The organism is Paenibacillus sp. HB172176 (genome assembly GCF_011947265.1).
Lineage (GTDB): Bacteria > Bacillota > Bacilli > Paenibacillales > Paenibacillaceae > Pristimantibacillus.
This window is the reverse complement of record NZ_JAATHD010000002.1, coordinates 1-19,079: the sequence shown is the minus strand read 5'-3', so window position 1 is coordinate 19,079 and position 19,079 is coordinate 1. Positions and strand designations below refer to the sequence as shown.

Annotated in this window: 18 protein-coding genes; 1 reads left to right on the top strand and 17 read right to left on the bottom strand. The window is 53.0% G+C overall.

What is annotated here, in order from left to right; translation table 11 throughout:
* Positions 1 to 189: 189 nt before the first annotated feature.
* The 12 genes from HFP08_RS02370 to HFP08_RS02315 all read right to left on the bottom strand — a co-directional run bounded on the left by HFP08_RS02370 (position 190) and on the right by HFP08_RS02315 (position 15,105).
* Positions 190 to 2,280, bottom strand: a complete 2,091-nt coding sequence (locus HFP08_RS02370; RefSeq protein WP_168118928.1) for a glycosyl hydrolase 115 family protein — start codon at positions 2,278 to 2,280, stop codon at positions 190 to 192.
* Between the two features lie 22 nt (positions 2,281 to 2,302).
* Positions 2,303 to 3,151 carry a carbohydrate ABC transporter permease gene (locus tag HFP08_RS02365; protein WP_240941035.1) on the bottom strand — a complete coding sequence of 283 codons (849 nt, stop codon included), beginning with the start codon at positions 3,149 to 3,151 and terminating at the stop codon, positions 2,303 to 2,305.
* A 5-nt stretch (positions 3,152 to 3,156) separates the two neighbouring features.
* On the bottom strand, positions 3,157 to 4,065 hold the full coding sequence (locus tag HFP08_RS02360) for a carbohydrate ABC transporter permease (RefSeq protein WP_168119427.1): 909 nt from the start codon (positions 4,063 to 4,065) through the stop codon (positions 3,157 to 3,159).
* A gap of 69 nt (positions 4,066 to 4,134) precedes the next feature.
* Entirely contained in the window at positions 4,135 to 5,481 is a 1,347-nt protein-coding gene (locus HFP08_RS02355) for an ABC transporter substrate-binding protein (RefSeq protein WP_168118926.1), read from the bottom strand.
* 170 nt (positions 5,482 to 5,651) lie between these two features.
* A complete protein-coding gene (locus HFP08_RS02350) occupies positions 5,652 to 7,208 on the bottom strand; it encodes a response regulator transcription factor (RefSeq protein WP_168118925.1) in 1,557 nt (518 codons plus the stop codon).
* 96 nt (positions 7,209 to 7,304) lie between these two features.
* Positions 7,305 to 8,240 carry a dihydrodipicolinate synthase family protein gene (locus HFP08_RS02345; RefSeq protein ID WP_168118924.1) on the bottom strand — a complete coding sequence of 312 codons (936 nt, stop codon included), beginning with the start codon at positions 8,238 to 8,240 and terminating at the stop codon, positions 7,305 to 7,307.
* Between the two features lie 69 nt (positions 8,241 to 8,309).
* Positions 8,310 to 9,290, bottom strand: a complete 981-nt coding sequence (locus HFP08_RS02340) for an aldo/keto reductase (protein ID WP_168118923.1) — start codon at positions 9,288 to 9,290, stop codon at positions 8,310 to 8,312.
* Between the two features lie 120 nt (positions 9,291 to 9,410).
* Positions 9,411 to 11,159 carry a cache domain-containing sensor histidine kinase gene (locus HFP08_RS02335; protein ID WP_168118922.1) on the bottom strand — a complete coding sequence of 583 codons (1,749 nt, stop codon included), beginning with the start codon at positions 11,157 to 11,159 and terminating at the stop codon, positions 9,411 to 9,413.
* Between the two features lie 125 nt (positions 11,160 to 11,284).
* Positions 11,285 to 12,115, bottom strand: a complete 831-nt coding sequence (locus HFP08_RS02330; RefSeq protein ID WP_168118921.1) for a phosphoenolpyruvate hydrolase family protein — start codon at positions 12,113 to 12,115, stop codon at positions 11,285 to 11,287.
* A gap of 28 nt (positions 12,116 to 12,143) precedes the next feature.
* Positions 12,144 to 13,169 carry a Gfo/Idh/MocA family protein gene (locus HFP08_RS02325; RefSeq protein WP_168118920.1) on the bottom strand — a complete coding sequence of 342 codons (1,026 nt, stop codon included), beginning with the start codon at positions 13,167 to 13,169 and terminating at the stop codon, positions 12,144 to 12,146.
* Between the two features lie 5 nt (positions 13,170 to 13,174).
* On the bottom strand, positions 13,175 to 13,936 hold the full coding sequence (locus HFP08_RS02320) for a sugar phosphate isomerase/epimerase family protein (protein WP_168118919.1): 762 nt from the start codon (positions 13,934 to 13,936) through the stop codon (positions 13,175 to 13,177).
* Positions 13,933 to 15,105, bottom strand: a complete 1,173-nt coding sequence (locus HFP08_RS02315; protein ID WP_240941034.1) for a Tm-1-like ATP-binding domain-containing protein — start codon at positions 15,103 to 15,105, stop codon at positions 13,933 to 13,935. The genes HFP08_RS02320 and HFP08_RS02315 overlap by 4 nt, the downstream gene beginning before the upstream one ends.
* Before the next feature lie 50 nt (positions 15,106 to 15,155).
* Here HFP08_RS02315 and HFP08_RS02310 point away from each other — a divergent pair, with 50 nt between their 5' ends.
* Positions 15,156 to 15,599: a transposase gene (locus HFP08_RS02310; RefSeq protein WP_346768719.1), complete on the top strand. Its 444-nt coding sequence runs from the start codon at positions 15,156 to 15,158 to the stop codon at positions 15,597 to 15,599.
* Positions 15,600 to 16,057: 458 nt separating this feature from the next.
* On the opposite strand, the gene HFP08_RS02305 is transcribed toward HFP08_RS02310, so the two are convergent.
* The 5 genes from HFP08_RS02305 to HFP08_RS02285 all read right to left on the bottom strand — a co-directional run.
* Positions 16,058 to 16,264 (bottom strand): DUF5348 domain-containing protein, encoded by a 207-nt coding sequence (locus tag HFP08_RS02305; protein WP_240941092.1) that lies wholly within the window; start codon positions 16,262 to 16,264, stop codon positions 16,058 to 16,060.
* A gap of 17 nt (positions 16,265 to 16,281) precedes the next feature.
* The gene (locus HFP08_RS02300) at positions 16,282 to 17,082 is read right to left on the bottom strand and encodes an ExeA family protein (protein WP_168118917.1); all 801 of its coding nucleotides are present in this window, start codon (positions 17,080 to 17,082) and stop codon (positions 16,282 to 16,284) included.
* A complete protein-coding gene (locus HFP08_RS02295) occupies positions 17,075 to 17,632 on the bottom strand; it encodes a Mu transposase C-terminal domain-containing protein (protein ID WP_168118916.1) in 558 nt (185 codons plus the stop codon). The genes HFP08_RS02300 and HFP08_RS02295 overlap by 8 nt, the downstream gene beginning before the upstream one ends.
* 149 nt (positions 17,633 to 17,781) lie before the next feature.
* On the bottom strand, positions 17,782 to 18,645 hold the full coding sequence (locus tag HFP08_RS02290) for a site-specific integrase (RefSeq protein ID WP_206109164.1): 864 nt from the start codon (positions 18,643 to 18,645) through the stop codon (positions 17,782 to 17,784).
* Positions 18,646 to 18,748: 103 nt separating this feature from the next.
* Positions 18,749 to 19,079, bottom strand: a 331-nt coding sequence (locus HFP08_RS02285) for an IS66 family transposase (protein ID WP_168118915.1), incomplete at its 5' end; no start/stop codon positions are given.

Genomic DNA, 19,079 nt, shown 5'->3' with positions numbered 1-19,079 from the left:
GTCTTTGCCTAGAAAACCGGAATTGAGATCGCCAAAAGAATTCAGAAAGAGGATAGGATTGAGGTACACTCTGCGGTCCGCGTCATCGCCAAGACGATTATGACGACAGATAACCGCTCGTCCGCCTCACAAATCAAAAAGCGCACTCCTCCGGCAGATCGCCGGAAAAAATGCGCTTTCTTCATCTTTTTACTGCCGTTCCAATCCTTCGAAATGCACTTTCAGCAGCTCCGCCAGCTCATCGTCGGACAGCGGGTTTCGATGCGTATTCTCCAGATAGATATACTTCTCGGCGACCGGCATGAGGTACTCCTTGTACCAGAGGAAGAAGTCCGGGCTGTCGCCGTGCAGACGAAGGTAACGCCTGACCGTATCCACATTCTCTAGCGTACGCTCCACGTTGGTAAGCCAGTCCGCCAGGTAGAAGCGTTCCCACTTGCCGTGCTCGGCGTCCCTCAGCGTTGCCAGCGATTCCCGATATGCCCACGCGGACTGCGATGCGAGAACGAACGCTTGCGGGTATCGCTCCTCGCGGTAAGCGTCATAAGCGCGGCATAAGTAGTAGAAACCTTCACTGCCGCTCTTGTGCAGGGCGCCGTGGAAGCGTAACTGATCGCGAGCTCTCCTCGCGTCCGCCTCATCCAGCTTGGCGATGGCCGCGTCGCAGCGCGCCAGCCAGTCTCCCCATGCCTCGATGCCCGCCTTCAGACGAACTTCGAACGCCTTGACTTGCTCCGGGAACGGCACATCCCCCGCGCCCCAGATTAGACGGGCATCCGGCGCAGCGCCCTTCCCCGTCAGCCAATGCCCGATTATCTTGCGGGCGGGATGGTGGTAATATTCGTCGCCCGCCCAGTCGTCGGCATTCGGGCCGTACGCAATAGCAGCGTCGGCGAAGCTCCGATGCAGCTCTGCCAGCTCCTCCCGGCCATTACCGTAATAGGAAGCGACAAACCTCTCCAGATGCCGGTCCGCATCCATACGGCCGGCGGACCACAGCTCGCGCACGGCGTTCAACATATAGACATGCGGCCGGATATTGCCGCTGTTGACCAGCAGGTAGTCATCGGCGCCCGCCGCGAACGCGGACTCCAGCTCGTCCTTGACGAAGGAGGCCGGGCCCGGGAACAGCGTCAAGTGGTTCGACGCTTGCAGATCGTGGAACGTAACGTGGTAATAGATGCCGTGTTTGCCGTGGTCTGAAGACGCGGGCAACGCCGGCACGCGCAGATTCAGATTGCCGTGCCTGCGAGAGACCATTTTCCCATAGCCGTTGTCCGCCCACACCTTGATGATGTCCTCCGGCAGATCGATGTAACCGCCCTTATACAGCTCGGCGATTTCTCCGTACAGCGCGACGCTGCAGATCGGCTCCGCGACGCTTCTGCGAATCATATCGTATTGCCTGCGTACGACGCGGCCGATCATCCCACCGCGTTTCTCCGGCGTATCGAACGAAGGGTCCTGTTCCCAGAACGGCTGGTCGCCCTGCCCTCGGAACGAGAGTACCCAGACGACCTTCCTGTCCTTTTGCTCCTGAATCGCCTCTTCCCACAACGCCTCGAACAGCTCGGGATGCTGCTGATAGCTGGCTTGCTTGCCGGGATAGGCGCGCAGGAACATCTCCGCGCCAAGCGGCTCGGCATGGTGATGCGTCACCCAAAGCCCCATCTCCTCCGCGACCTCGTAATGAACGCCGTGGCGAGGCAAGTCCGTTCCCGGAATGACCATATTGCCCCCGCAGCGCAGCAAAGCTTCGAATACGGGCTCCCACACCTCGCGCGACGGCGGATAAGGCTCCTTCCAGCCGATCAGGGATACCTCGTCGTTGACGAACCAGCCGCGGAATCGGACCTTGCTCGCCGAAGAGTCGTAAGGCGAACGGTCTATTTCGACGCTCTCCCGCCTCGCGATAGTCTGATCCGCCCAATACCAGAACGGCTGGATGCCCAGATATCTTCTGCTGAATTCCAGCATCCCGTATACCAGTCCCAGCTCGTCACAACCCAAAATTCTCATGTCGGAGCCCCCGCCCTCCGCGGGAAATCTGAAGCCGTAAGCCTCTGCGCGTTGGAGGTTGGTTTCTTCCGCATCCGCGTAGCGAATGACAAGCTCCACATGTCGATCCCGCTTTTCCACGACGGTCGGCTTCTCGCCAAGCACGCTCTCGAAGTCGCGAAGAAGCATGCGCAGCGCATGCTTGACGGGCGGAGTCTGCTCTCCTTCCACGCGGATGGCTACAGAACCGCTCCATTGCAAAGCATTATCCAGTCGCATCATCTCATTTCTCCCTTCATGACCGTTATCCTTTCAGCCCCGTCGTGCTAATGCCTTCCACGATATAACGCTGGAAGATAAAAAACACGGCGATAGGAGGCAGAAGCGACAATGTAGCCATCGCGAACATCGCGGACCAGTCCGTGCCGGAGCTTGGATCCGCGAACAAACGAAGCGCGACGCCAAGCGTATACAGCTTTGGCTGTCCCAGGTAGATCAAAGCGCCGAAGAAGTTGTCCCAAGACCAATAAAATTCGAAGATGGCGGTCGTGACGAGAGCCGGCACGATCAGGGGCAGAATGACGCGCAGAAAAATGCCGGGTCTGCTGCAGCCGTCGATCTTGGCGGCTTCGTCAAGCTCGTAAGGAATCGTGCGGATAAATTGCATAATCAGAAAGATAAAGAACGCCGATCCGAAAAAAGCCGGCACGATGAGCGGCAGAAACGTGTTGACCCAGCCGATTTCGTGAAAAATAATGTATTGCGGAATTTGCACGATTTGACCGGGCAGGAGCAACGTCAGCATAACCGTTCCGAACCAGAAGCCCTTCCATCTAAACTTGATCCTGGCGAAGCCGTAAGCGACCATGGCGCAAGAGATCAGCGTGCCGAGAACCGTCAGGCTGACGATGATGATCGTGTTAGTGAAGAAGGTTCCGAATGTAATGCCCGCGAATCCCTTCCAGCCTTTCGCATAGTTCGAGAAGTCCCATACGGTAGGAACAAGCGATTGCGCGCTTACGAATACTTGCGAAGTTTCCTTAAAGGAGCTCGCCACCAGCCAGATGATCGGATACAACGAAGCGACGCCGATGGCGAGGCAGAGCAGATGAATGAAAAGCTTTCCCCTGTTATAATTCAATGATCTGGTCATGGCCCCTATCCTTTCGACTCGTAATGTACCCATGATGATGACGACTTAAATACCAACGCGGTAAAGATCGCGACGATCACGAGCAAGAAGCAGGACAACGCGGCCGCATATCCCATATTAAAAAATTCAAAGCCCTGTCTGTACACGTGCAGCTGATAGAACAACGTTTTATCGATCGGGCCGCCGCCCGTAATAATAAGACCTTGTGTAAAGGTCATAAAGCCGCCGATAATCTGCATGACTAAATTAAATAAAATAACGGGCGTCAGAAGCGGAATCGTAATCTTGATAAATCGTTGGAATGCTCCTGCACCGTCTACGACGGCCGCTTCATAGTAGGATTCCGGAATGTTTTTGAGACCCGCGAGGAAAATAATCATCGGCGAACCGAACTGCCAGACCGCCATTAACACAAGCGTCCATAACGCGGTGTCGGGATTGGCAATCCAGGAGACGTTGGGATGGAACCCGAAGATCGCCTCGACGACGCCGTTAATGGCTCCGTTCAATCCGAACAGCTGTCCCCACATGACCGCAACAGCCACGCTTCCTCCGATAATGGAAGGAATATAGAACGCCGTTCTATACAAACCGACAAATCTGATTTTCATGTTTAGCAGCAAAGCGATCGCCAAAGCGAATACCAGACGTAACGGTATGGCTGTCAGAACATAGAGAAACGTAACCTTTAAGCTCGTCCAAAACTTGGGATCCGATGTAAACATCTTGACGAAATTGTCCAGACCTACTCCGCCTGGAGCCGATAACAAATCATAATCCGTAAATGCAAAGTAAAACAAAGCCAAAAACGGGATTGCCGTAAAGGCAATGAAACCAATAATCCAGGGCAGAATGAACATATAACCCGCCCCGCTTTCGAAACCAGCCAGCTTATTCGTCCGCAGCTTTGCCATCGTAGTCACCTTACCTGTCTGCGGCCGATTTCTTGAAGGAAATCTCAAGCAACCGGCCGCTGATGTTTGTTATTCTTTATAATCGGCCGTAATGCTCGCTGCTTCTTTCGCTAGCTTGGCATAACCGTCGGCCGGCGAAATTTGGTCGAACATGATTTGTTGCTCGATGTCTTCCATTAAAGCCTGGATTTCGCCAGTGCCCGCAGGTACAGGAGGATCAAGAGGACCGCTGTGTCCGGCTACCTTCTCCATGTATTCGGCAACGGCCTTCATCTCCGGCTCGAACGATGCGGATAGCGCTTCCCGAACGGTACTGGAGATCGGCATGCCCCGGTTAGCGTTCAGAATCATGTTCGCTTCGACATTGTTAACGAAGTAGCTGATAAATTGAGCAGCTTCTTCCTTGTTCTCCGATTTGGAGGAGATGGAGAAGTGAAGACCAGGGCGAACATCCATCGCTTTGTCCGAATTCGGACCCGGCAGCATGATCATGCGAATATCTCGGCCTGCAGCTTTGGCAATGGAAGGATATTGGTTGGTGTAGCCGACAAGCACGGCAGACTGGCCTTTTACGAAGAAGGATTCCTCCGGCCCTTTAACGGACAACGTAGCATCCATCTTCGGCATCAGTCCTTCCGAGACCCATTGCTTTCTCATGTTGAAAAAGTCGGTGAATACTTTCTCGTCGAAGCCGATGCCCGTTCCTTCTGCATAGGCAGACTGTCCGAATTGGCGAGCATAATAATGAAACGTGAACGCGCTGTTTAGAATATCGTCGGCACCGTAAGACCCCGTAACTCCCTTCAGGACTTTAAGGTCTTCATAGACCGCCTCCCATGTATCGTAGCCGTTTTCCGGTATCGTCAAGCCTGCTTTTTCGTAAGCGGCGACGTCCACGAACATCGCGCGGGCATTGACGCCGAGCGGAATACCGTAAATTTTACCGTCTTTGTCCTTGCCGCCGGACAACGTGCTTTCGCCGATATTGGACACGTCGATGAGGCCGTTCGCGATGTATTCGTCCAGCGGCTCTACCAGCCCTTTGTTTGTGAATTGGTTTGCTTCGCTAGCGCCAACGTAGAATTGGAAAATGTCAGGCATGTTGTTGGAAGCCGCAAGCAAAGTGAGCTTCTGATAATATCCGTCAAAGCCTTGATATTCGGGAGAAAATGTAATGTTTGGTTTAGACGCGCTGTACAAATCCAATACTTGCGAAGTAATATCGTGCCGGTCTTGATTTCCCCACCAGATGATGCGCAGATTGACATCCTTCGGAGCTTCCGTCGCGCTGCCACTTGCATTTGTCGCCGATGGCGTCGTCGCTTGTCCGTTATTGTTGTTGCCGCCGGTGCAAGCCGACAGGGCAAGCACCGACGCCAATGTCAAAGCGATCGTAGTCGAAACACGTTTCTTCATGTTTTGTATCCCCCTGATATAGATTGTTGTTACATGAATCGAATCAGCGTTTCCAGGCCTGAACCACTATTTCGTTCTATTACAAAGATACCGCGATGCGGCTTTTTTCGACATGGAAAAAGCAGAGTAGATTACTGAAATAAATCGAGCAATTGCGATCGCCGAGAGACTCATGAATTGGATTCGAGATTTCGCATGTATTCCGTCGGCGTTTTTCCCGTATACTTCTTGAATACTTTGCTGAAATATTGCGCATCCTCGGGGTATCCCGTCCTTACGGCGATATCGTATACTTTTAAATCGCGCGCTTCCTCCATCAGTTTCACCGCCGACTCCATTCGAAGCCGAATCAGGTAGCTTGAAAACTTGCTTCCCGTTTTTTTGGTAAACAATTTGCCCAAGTAATCCACGTTAACATACAGCAGCTCATTGCCGATCCACTTGAGCGACAGATCCGGATTCCCTATGTTTTCTTTGATAATCTGCAGCACCGAATCGATGACGTCGCTTTGTCTCTTGGCCGTCAGGCTCGCGTTGCGCTGGGCCAGCTCGGAGGCTGTTTGTTCCAGCAGTTGGAATGCCCCCTGCAGGTTGGACATATTGTAGAGGGCCGGAATCCGGGGTACAAATTCGTCGAGCGCTCCCTCCGACTGTCGGATGACCGCAAGGTAAAGGTCCAGACAGTAGTTCCTGGCCTCCTTCGTCTCGAATAGACCGCTCTCGAAGCCGCGGACCGCCTCGGCAATCGACTTCGACACGCCTTCGACGTTGCCCGTCCGAACCGCGGCAGCCAGCTGCTCCGTCAAATTGCAGGATTCTAGGGGCAGCCCGCCCTCCGCTTTCATGACGTCCTGAGGCGTTACGATATAACCCTCCTGGAACGTAAAGCCATAATTGAGGCAATGCTTGACGCTCTCGTACATGGAGCGGATAGAGGAGAAGCCGCCTTCGTCGCTGATGGCTACGATGACGGCCAGCTTATAATACGATTTGTAGATGCGTTGAACGTTTTTGGCTTTATCGGCAATCGCTTCGAAGGCATCCGCGTTCACTAGAAGCAGAATCTGATCGTTAATAATCGTCGTCAAGTACGCGCCCTCCTCCTTGAACACCTCTTCGGCGATGTTCTTAAGAGCGAAGCGTTGGAAATATTCCGTTTCATGATGAAAGGTGAACAGCATCAACTGAAATCTCTGCTGGGTAATTTTGAAGACGTCCATCATGTAATCAGCGTCCTGCTTGTTGTAGATGCCGGTTAATACGATATCACGCAGCAGTTGATCCTTGGCATGGGGCAGCATTTTCTTGTAGTCGTTCTGCAGCCGATCCAGGAACAGCCCATGCCTCCTTCGTTCCGTCAGCTCTTCCGCAACCTTCAATAACACCTCCAAAATTTTCACTTCGTTGGAGGGCTTAAGCAAATAATGCCTGACGCCGAGAGCCATCGCCGGTCCCGTATACTCGTAGTCGCCATAACCGGTCAGCACGATGTACTCCGTGCTTGCGTATTCTCCCTTCAATCGTTCGATCAGTTGCAGGCCGTTCATGACGGGCATTCGAATATCGGTAATCACGATATCCACCGGCTCCTGGCGAAATCGTTCCATCGCATTTGCCCCGTTGGTTGCCGTCCCCGTCAGCCTGAAGCCGTGTCGCTCCCAATGAATCAGACCCGCAATGCTGTCCAATACCAATTCCTCGTCGTCTACCAATAATACGGTATACATAACGCGCTCCTCCTCGTTACTTGTTATCTCTGCCCGTCCCCAGGTCGCACAGAACCCGCCGTGCACAAGGACCGGCGGGCTTGAATGACGGTATGATTAGCCGCCCTGGGAGAAGAGCGTCTTTTTGAAATATCTGTTATATGCTCTAAATTGTTCGATTTCCCGCCGGTTCGTGGGACGGAAATCGCCGACAGCCCGGTTCATGCGGCTCTTGAGCGTAATGTCGATTCCTTCCAACTGGAGGTAATATCGGGTGGCGATATAGTACTGCCTGCCTTCAAAAGCGCAGGTCGCGCCAAGGTAGCTTTGCACCAAGGCCGCCTTCTCCGCGTCTTCATTCCAATGATTCGTCAGCCATGAATACAGGTCGGGCTGATAGGTCGCCTGCATGCCGCTGTAGCCGTGGCCTCCCGCTTGCATCGCCTCCAGCAGATGCGGGTTGTTGGCGATGTAGATTTTGAGCGGCGTTCCTTGCACGGCTTTGATCTTCTCGAGGATCTGCCCCAAGTTATTGCTGCATTCTTTCATGAACGTGAAGCGCCCCGTCTCGCCGCACCACTTAATCAGCTCCGGGGACAGCAACCGCTGGAACGGGCTTGGACATTCGTACAAGCCGAACGTCGTGCCTGGGAAGCGCTCCAGAATGGTTTCTACGTTCCGCTTCCATACGTCCTCTCCATCCTCCGCTTGTGCCAGAATGTTGGTTATCAAGACAACGGCATCGACGCCAATCTCCGAGATGGCTTCGATATCCTTGAGCTGCTCCTCGAAGGAGTCCGAAACATGACCGGACGCGACGACGGACACGCGCCCCGCCGTTTTCTCTTGTACGAAACGAACGACGTCGATTCGCTCGTCGCGAGTAAGCTGAAACATGTCGCTGGAGCGGCACATGGCGAACAAACCGTGTACGCCGTTGTCGATATACCATTCGATTAATTGCTCCAAAGCATTGTAATCCACAGAGCCGTCCTGCGCGAACGGCGTCAGCATGACCGGCCACACGCCATTTGGCAATTCCTTTACCCCCATCTTGTCCGCCTCCTCTTTTTTCATCTCACATGTTTTAAGCGTCAAATTATAATACCAATGTCTAACGGTTCACCATGCATATGCCTCTGGAGCCGGGCCGCCAAGTCCCGGAAAGATGTTATCCAGCTCCTTGCGGATAGGGTCATCCAGCTTAATCTCGACAGCCCGCAGAGTGTCCACTAATTGTTCAGCCGTACGTGGACCGATTACGGGCGACGTAACGGCAGGGTTGTCCAACAACCAGGCAAGAGCGACATGGGCAGGTTTCTCTCCCAGTTGTTTGCATAAGCTCTCGAATTGCTTCAATTGCGGTCTCGCCCGCTCCCAGCGGTCCGCCGACATGCCGGAACGTCGTCCCCCATCCGATGTCGTAGAGCGGCCTCCAAGCAGCCCGCCAGCGAGCGGTCCCCAGGTCACGATGCCGATCCCGAGCTCCATTGCCGCCGGAAGGACTTCGAGCTCCGCATGCCGTTTCATTAAATTGTAGGCATGCTGCTCGCTCACCAGACCAAGAAATTTCCGTTCCTTGGCCGCAGCCTGCGCTTTGACCAGATGCCATCCGGCAAAGTTGCTGGATCCGATATAATCCGCTTTGCCTTGATGGACGATATTTTCGAATGCGCCCCACAACTCTTCCCATGACGTCCTGCGATCGACATGATGCATTTGGTACAGCTCTACATGGTCGGTCTGCAGCCGCTTAAGCGAAGCTTCCAGATGCCTGCGGATTTTAAACCCGGACAATCCCCGCTCATCATTGGGGCCGTAAGGCGTACTGCCTAACGGCTCGTACAGCTTCGTTGCCAATACCGCCCGTTCTCTTCGGTTGCCTCCCTGCGCCAACCAATTGCCGATAATCGTCTCTGAAGCGCCAGTTCCGCTCACTCCGCCGTATACGTCTGCGGTATCGATAAAGGTAATGCCGGAATCCAAAGCCGCATCCAGGATGCGAAACGCTTCATTCTGATCCGTATGCACACCAAAGTTCATCGTCCCCAGACATAACCGGCTCACCTTCAGGCCGGACCTTCCCAAGTACGCATATTGCATGCCGAAGCCCCCCTGCTGTATCAAACCATTTCATAGCTACTACAATACCTTTCCGCATAGCGTTCGGATATGGAAAAAGCAGTGTACTTTCTGAAATATTTCGTGGAATTGAGGGAAAGGTTAAGACGATGCAGGAATGATAACGTTAACGATCAATCCTTCGCCGGGGCTGCTGTCGACTTTGATTCCGTATCCGTCCCCGAAAATCAGCACCAGCCGCTCCTGTATGTTCTTTAAACCGATTCCCGTCCCCCGTGCCTCCAATCGGAAGGAGCGCAGCAGTTCAAGCTTATCGGCGTCGAGCCCGGGCACGTCGTCCCGTATTGTAAACACGACAGCATTCAGTTCTCCGTTAGGCTCGGCGGTCAATACGATATGGCAGACATCCGCCATCTGATCGACGGCGTGGTATATCGCGTTCTCGACGATCGGCTGCAAGGTGAATTTAGGAATCGGGCATTCCTTGACGGAATCCGGCACCTCGATGGAGAAGTCGATTCGTTTGCCGTAACGCACCTTTTGAATATACATATAGCCCTGAATGAGCTCGATCTCTTCGCGGACGGTAATCATGGCACGCTTATCGTCGATGGTTAGACGGAGAATGCCGCTGAGCGATTCCACCATGGTCGAAATGACGTCGTCGTTGCGTCTGCGGGCCATCCAGTTGATGGAATTCAACGTGTTGTACAGAAAATGCGGGTTGATCTGCGCCTGCAGAGCGCGGTATTCCGTGTCTTTGATGACGATCTGTTTCTTGTAATTTTCGTCGATAAGCTGCTGGATGTTGCGGATCATGCTGTTGAACCGCTTGTGCAGATAACCGATCTCGTCCATGCGCGAGGCTTCGCGAATGTCCAGCAGCGAGGCGTCGAAATCGCCTTTCTCCGCATTTCTCATCTGACCCGTCAGCAGGGAAATCGGTCTCGTAAACCCTCTTGCGAACAGGAAGCTGATAAGCAGCGCGATGACAATTAATCCCCCAACGAGCAGGAAAATCGTATTGCGAAGCTCCGACTTCTGTTTGAATATTTCATCGTATGGAATAAGACTGATATACAGCCATCCCGAAGCATCGGATTTCGTATAGGATAAGAAATAGGAGCTTCCCCCCATCTTTTGCAGCAAGAACCCGTTATCCCCTTCGAAGGCTAGGCCGGAAGCGTCGAACCCGTCAAACGTTGCGTCCGCGGGACGGTAATAAACCGTACCGGATTGCGATAACATAAACAGCTTCACGTCGGCATCCCCCGTCGTGCCGAAATGCTGCTCCACGAGGTTGCGGAAGTCAATCCGGAAAATCAACGTACCCAGCGTCTCCAGCGTCGGCTTGAAGATGGATCGGATCTCCCTCGCCAGCACAAGCCCCGGCGATTCTCCGGACAGCTCTACCCAAACTTCGCCGCCTTCCTCCGCGCGCGCCTTGTCGATGATCCCCGCCAATTCGTCCTCGTCGTTCGTCACCTGGTTCTGCCCGACGTAGAACTCGTAGCCCTCTTCATTCAGGAATCGGAAGGAGGATATGCTTTTCTCGGCAAACATGTATTGCAGAACCTGCCGCTGGAAGTCCGCCATCTTCCGTACCCGCTCGTAAGAGGATAGCTCTCCACGAATGCTGATCATCTGTTCCTGAATCCGGCTATCCAGCGCCATGTTCATGGACAGCTTCTCGATGTTGGCAATCTCGTTCTCGATTCCCGCAACGGACAAATTCATGGATCGGGACGCATGCTCGTGAAGCATAGTATCGAAGGTATTGAACGATATCGTAGCCGCGACCAAAAAGCCGGTGCATACGATAGACGTGAGAAGCAGCATCAGCAATACAAGCTTATGAAAAATTTTCATGGAATGAAGTACTCGAAACATACCGCCCCTCCTGCATCTCCCGTTTTCTTGCGATTATAGCATTCCATGACCCCCTCTTCCATCCGTATGAAAAAAGAAGCCGCGCTTCGGCGCAGCTCCTTCCCTGTCATTTCTTGTCGAGCCGCTTAAAAAGCAATGGAGACAAACCTTCGGATCTGCTCGGCAATGGCCGTCTCGACCGGGAGCCTTTCCATACTGGAGGCTCCGTAGAAGCCATGGACGCCTGTCGTGCGCTGCAACACATATGACGCATCCTCCGGCTCCGCTAGAGGACCGCCGTGGCAGAGGACGATGACGTCCGGATTTTCCGTAAGCGCGGCATCCGCGATCCGTTGCACGGCTTCCGGCGTTTCGTCCAGCTTCATCGCCGTCTTGGCGCCGATATTCCCGTTCGTGGTCAAGCCGAGATGCGCGACGACGATATCCGCGCCTGCGGCCGTCATCGCGCGGGCTTCCTCTTCGTTAAAGGCATACGGCGTCGTCATCAAGCCTTTGCGGGAAGCGATTCCAATCATCTCGATTTCCTTGTCGTAGCCCATACCCGTCTCTTCGAGGTTCGCCCGGAAATTGCCGTCGCACAGTCCCACGGTTGGAAAGTTCTGTACGCCGGCAAAACCCGCCGCTTCTACCTGGTCCAGAAACCGGTTCATGTCGCGAAAGGGATCCGTGCCGCACACGCCGGCTAAGACGGGGACGTTTTTTACCGCCGTCAGCACCTCGTTTGCCATCTCCATGACGATGGCATTGGCATCTCCATAAGGCATCAGCCCTGCCAAGGAACCGCGGCCGGCCATGCGGAATCTCCCGGAATTATAGATGACGATGAGGTCGGCTCCGCCGGCTTCTTCTCCCATCGCTGTGATGCCGGTGCCTGCTCCGGCTCCGATGATAGGCTTTCGCTCGCGTATTTTGGACCGCAATCCGTTCAGAATGTTTTGCTTATCGGTCGTGGTCAAGGGTTCCGCTCCTTTGCATGTTTGTTAGTTACGCCTGTACGTTCAGCAATCCGTTATGAAGCTTAACGACTTCATTGTCGCTAGCCGAGATGTAGGCGGCATCCAGCAAAGCCACCGTGTGCAGGTTGTCGCGCGCGCTGTTGGCCGCTTCCGCGCCCGTCTCAATCCAGGTTAGCAGCTGATTCAGTCCATCATATACGGCCTCCTCGATCGGCATGATGCTTCTCCAGGTTTGGACCGGCGTTGGATGCCAGGTCGGTATGCCCGATGGATCCAGACGGTACAGATGGATGTCATCGGAGGAGCTGCTAATTACGCCTGCGCTGCCCATGACGATCAATTCGTTTTTGACGAAGGGACTGGAAAAGCTTTGAGAGAAATGTGCCCTGACTCCGTTGTCGAACAGGATCTGCACGGTCGCGTCCGTCTCTCCTACGCAATTGATGGCTTGGGAGGAATAGCGTGTGCAATAAACGGATTTCGCTTCTGCATCCGCGATCCTCCGGATCCCGTCGAACCAATGAATGGCCATGACCGATAAGGCATGGCGATCCGTCTGCAGGCGCCAACCGGCATCCTGACGGTAAAATAAGGAGTCGAACCCAATCCCCTCCAGCTTGCCGATGACGCCATCCTTCACAAGCTCGCGGATGTAATCGAACTTGTGATGCTTGCGGAAATTTTGATTGACCGCTACCGGAATACCCATTCTTTCCGCTTCGTTCGCCAAAGCCTTCGCTTCCTCCAGCGTATCCGCAAACGGCTTTTCGACGAATACCGGGATGCCGGCCTGGAGCAACGGCATAACGACGCTTCTGCGAATGGTCGACGGCGTGCATACGACGGCAACGTCAAAGTCGGCCTGCTCAATCATGGCCCCCACGTCAGTGTATCTGCCCGGAATGCCAAATTCGTCACCTCGTTCGTTAACATTGGTTTCGCTTGGATCACAAATCGCGACAATCTCTATTCTGTCTCCGTGCCCGGCGTAACCCAGCAAGTGCATTCTGGTTACCGCTCCTGCGCCCACCATGCCGATTCTAAACTTTTTCATGGCCTTCACGCTCCTAGTCCCGATTTCATGAATTGCAGGCATTCCGTCATGCCCGTGCCTATTTCGCCGCCGCTCTCTTCGTCGGCGGATATCCATCCGCTATACCCAATATCCCTTACGGCCTGGAAAATCGGTGCAAAGTCGATTCCTCCGCGACCCAATATTCGATAATCTCCGTTCGAGAAGTCTTTCATATGGAAATTATTGATGTATGGAGAAAAAGCCGCGATTACCTCCGCTACGTCGTTGATGCCCGATTTCACCAAATGCGCGGTGTCGATGGTCAAGCCGACATTGGCCGGATCCCGGACGCCGTCAAAAAAGACGTCGAAGTCTTCGCGATACATAAGCGGTTGATCATAATGATGATGAAGCGATAATTGCAGGCCGTGCTGCCGGGCTTCCTTGCCCATCTCCTCGAATACGGGAGCAAATGCCGCGATTCCTTCGCGCGTAACCAACTTTCTGGAGACGGCATGGCAATAAACGATAATCTCCGTCCCTACATGTTGCGCAAATTTATAGAGCCGCCTTAGCTGCTCCTTGCTGTCGTCATCCGGCAAAGGCCCTCCCGTAATTAGAGCCGATGCAGTACCGGCAGGCCGACCCCAACGCGCGATAAAAGCTTCGGCGTCGTTCAAGTAAGGCGTATATTGACTCCATTTCAGCTGCAGTCCGTCATAACCGGCTCCTTGGTATTGGCCGAATAAGGTCTGTTCCTCGTCCGTAGAGGCCGTAGGTCTAGAAAATGCGAATCGATAAGTCATCTATTACTTCCCTTCTTCCTATCTAGCATGGCTAATAACGTCTCGACGGCGCGATCGGCGAATGCTTCGTCGTTAATCGCCATATCCAGCAACTCGATGGAGATGGCGGGATTCAATTGCGCCTGCAGCGCTTCGACAAAGGCATGATCCGCCCTCGGTTCGTGAAAGCGTTCTCCATTCATGCCTAATATAGAATATCCCCGAAGGGGAACCAGAAAAGCAACGTCGTCTTTCGCCGCGTTCGCCTTTCCGGCGAATATGCCGCCTAATTGCCGATTCTCCGCTTCGTTCGTTCTCATCAGCGTCACGTTTGCATTCCATTCGTACAATAAGCGATTCCGGTATCGGGCGGGCAGCGTCTCGGAAGGGCCGAAGTTGACCATGTCGATGCAGCCCGGCGCAATCAGATGCGGAATGCCGACTCTTCCCGGAGCTTTCAGACGGGACTCACCGGCGCTGAATACGCCGCCGCACAGCTCATCCGCCCACTCCGTCGTCGTAAGATCCAGCACGGCGGCAATCCGTCCATCCTCGCATAAGCTCTCCATGGTTCGTCCGCCCGCCCCGGTGCAGTGGAAAACGAGACATTCGTAGCCCGCCTCGTTTAAAAGTCGGACGCTTCGTTCCACGCAAGGCGTCGTATTGCCGAACATCGTTACCGCGATGACGGGGCGGCTCGCCGCCTTCTCTTCGATGGTCTGCTCGATCATGCCGCATAACGCTCCGGCCGCGCGGGCATAAACGGATTTGCTCACGGCATTAAGTCCCGCCACGTCCACGATGGAGGGTACAAGCACGATGTCTTTGGTTCCCACGATGTGGCTGACGTCGCCGCTAACGGTTGTCGATACAAACACCTTGGGGAAGCCGAACGGCAGCTCTCTCATCACGGACGCAATGACGGAGGTTCCGCCCGTGCCTCCCATGCCCAGAATGCCGTCGATTTTCCCTTGAACCTGCAGTTCTGTTGCAAGCTTGGCGGCTCCTGCTGCCATTATGCCGAGCGCTTTTCCCCTGTCGTTGAACGCGGCCAATTCCTTCAGCGTAAAGCCTGCCATGGCGGCAACCGCGTCCGAAGACCAGGCCGGCGTTATGGCGCGCGGCGGACCGATAACGCCTATATCCAGCATAATCGCTTGATGGCCGCGTTTCTCAATTTGTTGCTTCACATAGGCGCTACAAGGCAACCAGTTGGGAAAAGACTCGCCGTGTTGCCGTTATCCGCAAGATGCAACGTTTCCACGATGATCAATCTCAATTCGAGTTGGACTTGTTTTGGCAGTATGAAGCCATGGTCACGACCGAAGCATGGGAAGCCATTGATGTATGGCGCTTCTACAATCAGCGTTGTTGCATGGAGAACTATATCAAAGAAGGCAAGTATGGATTCTCCATGCACCGTATTCCGACACAATCGTTTGCAGCCAACGAGATTGATCTTCTACTCAAGCTAATTGCCTACAATTTGTTTGAACGCTTCAAGATGCAATGTTGCGATCCCATTCATCGATCCTTCACCATTCAGCGCTTTCGCAGAGCGTTTATTCATTGTGCAGGCGTACTGGTGCGAAGCAGTCGCCAGTTTACTTTAAAGATGGCGGAATCGTTTCAAAACCGATGGGCATGGCTACAGATGGAACGAAAAAGTATTTTATTGGAATAAAGAATAATCCCAAAATTAGTCTTGGAAATTCCGTTGCCTCTTCGTGTGGGGAGGGGGAAAGTGTAGTCGTATTTCACGCTTATTTAAGAATACGCCGAATTTCCGCTCCAAAACTGGTTGTAATTCCCTGAGCACTTAATTCCTAATGCTTAAATTTATGGGCTTTCGTAATTTGGGATAAAATATGTAACTATGGATTATCTGATTATAGAATTTATCTATGTTAATACTTGTTGAAGTTGGATTGTCCAAATCATATAACTCATTTAAGTAGAACCAATTCATTTTTGTTACATTTTTTAAGGGTTTGTATGATCTCACTTTAATTTGAAAATTGTTACTGCTGATCCATACTGTCCAGAAAATGACCGTGTTCGCTGTCCAAGGTCTGATTGTAATGATGTCCAGAGAGATTCGATAAATGGGAAAGCCCAGATGTTTCGGCTTTCCCATTTCTGTTAAACGAATCGAATATAATAAATGTCTTTGTTCCTCAAGTTAAATCGGGCTTCTCTCATGATCACGTACCAATGACGGTCAATCTCAATCCGACATGGGATGCCACCATCTCCAATGCGAATTTCAAAGCACTCACCGCAATAAACGGGATAAGCTTTCTCCTCTAGCTGGACAAACCAGCATTTTACTTCTTGATCGTAGGTCATCCGGTTCCAAGGCTCGTTCACGACAATTCACCCTGAATCACGTGCTTCACCATATGATCGTCGATGATGCGGCGCTTGATCTGGGCTCCGTAGATGAGGCAGTGGGTACACAACTTGTTGATGAGTCTGGCCGATCCACCCGAGAATCGGTAAACTTCATTTACCGCCTCGTCGGAGAATATCTCATGATCGGTTCCGGCATACGCTAACTGACGCTTCAGATACCCACCGACTTGGGAACGATCGAAGTAGGGCAACTTGCACTGCAGGTCAATTCGCTGACGAATCGCTGTGTAGGATTGAAGCCTAAGTTTATCCCAAAGCTCGCTTTGCCCGACTAGAATCAGCGCCATGGGGCTCTGTGCATCCATTTTGAAGTTGAGCAGGAAGCGCACTTCCTCCAGCATCTCCCGATCGAGCAAATGGGCTTCATCTACGACGACAACCGGTTCCAGTCGATGAATGCCGCGCATGAGTTCCACTTCGCGATGCAGCTGACGCTTCGCATCGCCTCGGTAGAACTTCGACTCGCACCCGAGTTGTTCAAGCAGCCCTTTGTAGAAGTGGCGCGGCGTTAGCTTGGAGTCCGACAGGTACAGCAGCTTATACTTCGCAACATCCAGCATGGCGGCGAACCGGCGGACGGTCGTCGTCTTGCCCGTCCCGCAGTCACCGGTGATGACGGCGAATAATTGGCGCTCGGCCGCGTACTGCAGACGGTCTAACATCTCTTCCATCGCACTCGCCGGATAAAGCTCTGTCACGGAAATGTCCCGAGCGAATGGCGTGCGAGTCATGTCGTAGAAGGATTCAAACATCCTGGCTAGCCTCCTTCCTCAGCATGCGGTAGGAGACGGCCGGCGTTTGGATTTGTGTACGCTCGTCATGTTTCCGTTCTGCACCGCGGAGCACGCGAGACTCCGCTGCCGGCTGCTTTTGCAGATGCTTCGGAAGGGCTGGCCGCTTGCCTGCCCTCTCTCCAATGACGAGCTCATGTGCTTTCCACGGCGTGCATCCCTCGTATTCGATCGTCACTTCCGTGATATCTGTCGGGTCATAGACGACTTGTACCGTTTGTCCGATGAACAGCAGCCCGACTTCATACTTCTTGCCTTGGAAGTTGATACATCCGACCTTGTCCACTTTCCGCTGTTCCGAATGAAGGAAGCTATCCGCCAGGTGCTCGGGATTGATGAACTGCAGTGCTGCCGGGTCGCTTCGAAACGCCGCTTCGGGTGTCTGCTTGTTCGCGAGCGCGGCATGTGGCTTATTCTGGTAACACTCGGATAGCCATACCTGGAACCAGTTGTTAAGTTCATCCAGCGACTTGACGTTCTCAAGCGCCACCTCGTCCAAGAAGCTTTGCACAGCGCCGTTCAGACGCTCAACCTTGCCTTTATTATGTGAAGCTTCACATAACAAGGGTTATGGAAAGCTAGCCGTTATGTAAAGTTGGACCTCTAATCCCAAATCTGTTGCAGCATTTGAGATAAAGAACTTTACATAACGGTCTTCGTTCATCGGCCCAAATCTTTAAGCCACTTCAGCAGTTCCTGGTTCTTCTGCCATACCGGCAATTCCGAGGGCGCTGTAGCTTGGTACGCCCGTTCAAGGGCATCTCGCTTCATTTGGCTATCCGCTCTAGCGTAAACTTCTGTCGTTTTAATGCTGACATGTCCCAGCAAATCACGAATATATACCAGATTCACGTCGGCTTGTAGGAGATGCATGGCCTTTGAATGCCGGAAACTATGCGGCGAGACGACCTTAGGGATAAGTTCGGGATAATGTGCACGGGCTTCATCCACATATTTTTTGAGAATATAGGCTATGCCTGCCCGGGTTAACTTCTCACGCGAGCGGTTCTGAAATAAGGGATAAGAACGATGGGGAACAGATTTGAGATCATGTTCTGCCATGTATTGGTCTAATAACTTGGCTGTTGGCGACATGAGGGGCACGACTCTGCTCTTATTCCCTTTCCCCGTTACCTTGACCGTTGGAGGATCATCCAGCCGAACATCAGCTGCCACGAGATCGGCAATTTCCTGAACTCGAGTGCCCGTATCATACATGAGGCTCAATAGCACAAGATCCCTCCGGCCCAAAAAACAAGAGTGGTCCGGCTGTTCCAGAATGGCCTTCATGGCATCCAGTGTCAAATAATTCATCGCTTTGCTTGCCGAGCGTTTCATTGTAATCGCCATTACCTGTTGGCATAGAAACAGATGGCCGGGCTCCTCCAATTGGAGATACCGAAAAAAGGCATGAATGGCGGCAAGCCGTTGGTTACGTGTGGAGATCGCACAGCCGCGGCAGGTTTCCAACCAGTTCAGAAACTCCTCAATGAGTGTTCTCTGGGTAAGCGTCAAATCCAGCACACATCAAGACACGATTTTGGATATGGGTATTGGAATGGAAGCCAAATAGGATGACGAAACGCCGAATAGCCCTCCATTCTATATAGAGGGCTGTCCGCTTTCGTTATTTCGTAAATAATCGGCAGATAATGGGCAATGACGGCGACCAAGGAGCCAGTTTACCCAAAGCTTCTGGGTCTGTCGAATCTGAAAGCTGCGGCAACTGTTCGAACAGATACTGCAGATAGGCTTGCGGCTTCAGACCATTCGCCTTCGCTGTTTCCACGATGCTATAGATGGTTGCGCTTGCCTTGGCCCCGCGCGGCGTATTGCTGAAAAGGAAGTTCTTACGGCCGATAACTGTCGGTTTAATCGAGCGTTCGCTTCGATTATTATCGATCTCGAGCCGACCGTCTTGCAAGAAGACATTCAACTTCTCCCACTGGTTAATGCTG

Bases quoted from the DNA above. Each gene is read 5' to 3' on its own strand.
- HFP08_RS02350 (WP_168118925.1), bottom strand. From the start codon at position 7,208: ATGTATACCGTATTATTGGTAGACGACGAGGAATTGGTATTGGACAGC.
- HFP08_RS02300 (WP_168118917.1), bottom strand. From the start codon at position 17,082: ATGTTTGAATCCTTCTACGACATGACTCGCACGCCATTCGCTCGGGAC.
- HFP08_RS02365 (WP_240941035.1), bottom strand. From the start codon at position 3,151: ATGACCAGATCATTGAATTATAACAGGGGAAAGCTTTTCATTCATCTG.
- HFP08_RS02345 (WP_168118924.1), bottom strand. From the start codon at position 8,240: ATGGGGGTAAAGGAATTGCCAAATGGCGTGTGGCCGGTCATGCTGACG.
- HFP08_RS02320 (WP_168118919.1), bottom strand. From the start codon at position 13,936: ATGACTTATCGATTCGCATTTTCTAGACCTACGGCCTCTACGGACGAG.
- HFP08_RS02305 (WP_240941092.1), bottom strand. From the start codon at position 16,264: ATGACCTACGATCAAGAAGTAAAATGCTGGTTTGTCCAGCTAGAGGAG.
- HFP08_RS02370 (WP_168118928.1), bottom strand. From the start codon at position 2,280: ATGATGCGACTGGATAATGCTTTGCAATGGAGCGGTTCTGTAGCCATC.
- HFP08_RS02340 (WP_168118923.1), bottom strand. From the start codon at position 9,290: ATGCAATATGCGTACTTGGGAAGGTCCGGCCTGAAGGTGAGCCGGTTA.
- HFP08_RS02335 (WP_168118922.1), bottom strand. From the start codon at position 11,159: ATGTTTCGAGTACTTCATTCCATGAAAATTTTTCATAAGCTTGTATTG.
- HFP08_RS02355 (WP_168118926.1), bottom strand. From the start codon at position 5,481: ATGAAGAAACGTGTTTCGACTACGATCGCTTTGACATTGGCGTCGGTG.
- HFP08_RS02325 (WP_168118920.1), bottom strand. From the start codon at position 13,169: ATGAAAAAGTTTAGAATCGGCATGGTGGGCGCAGGAGCGGTAACCAGA.
- HFP08_RS02360 (WP_168119427.1), bottom strand. From the start codon at position 4,065: ATGGCAAAGCTGCGGACGAATAAGCTGGCTGGTTTCGAAAGCGGGGCG.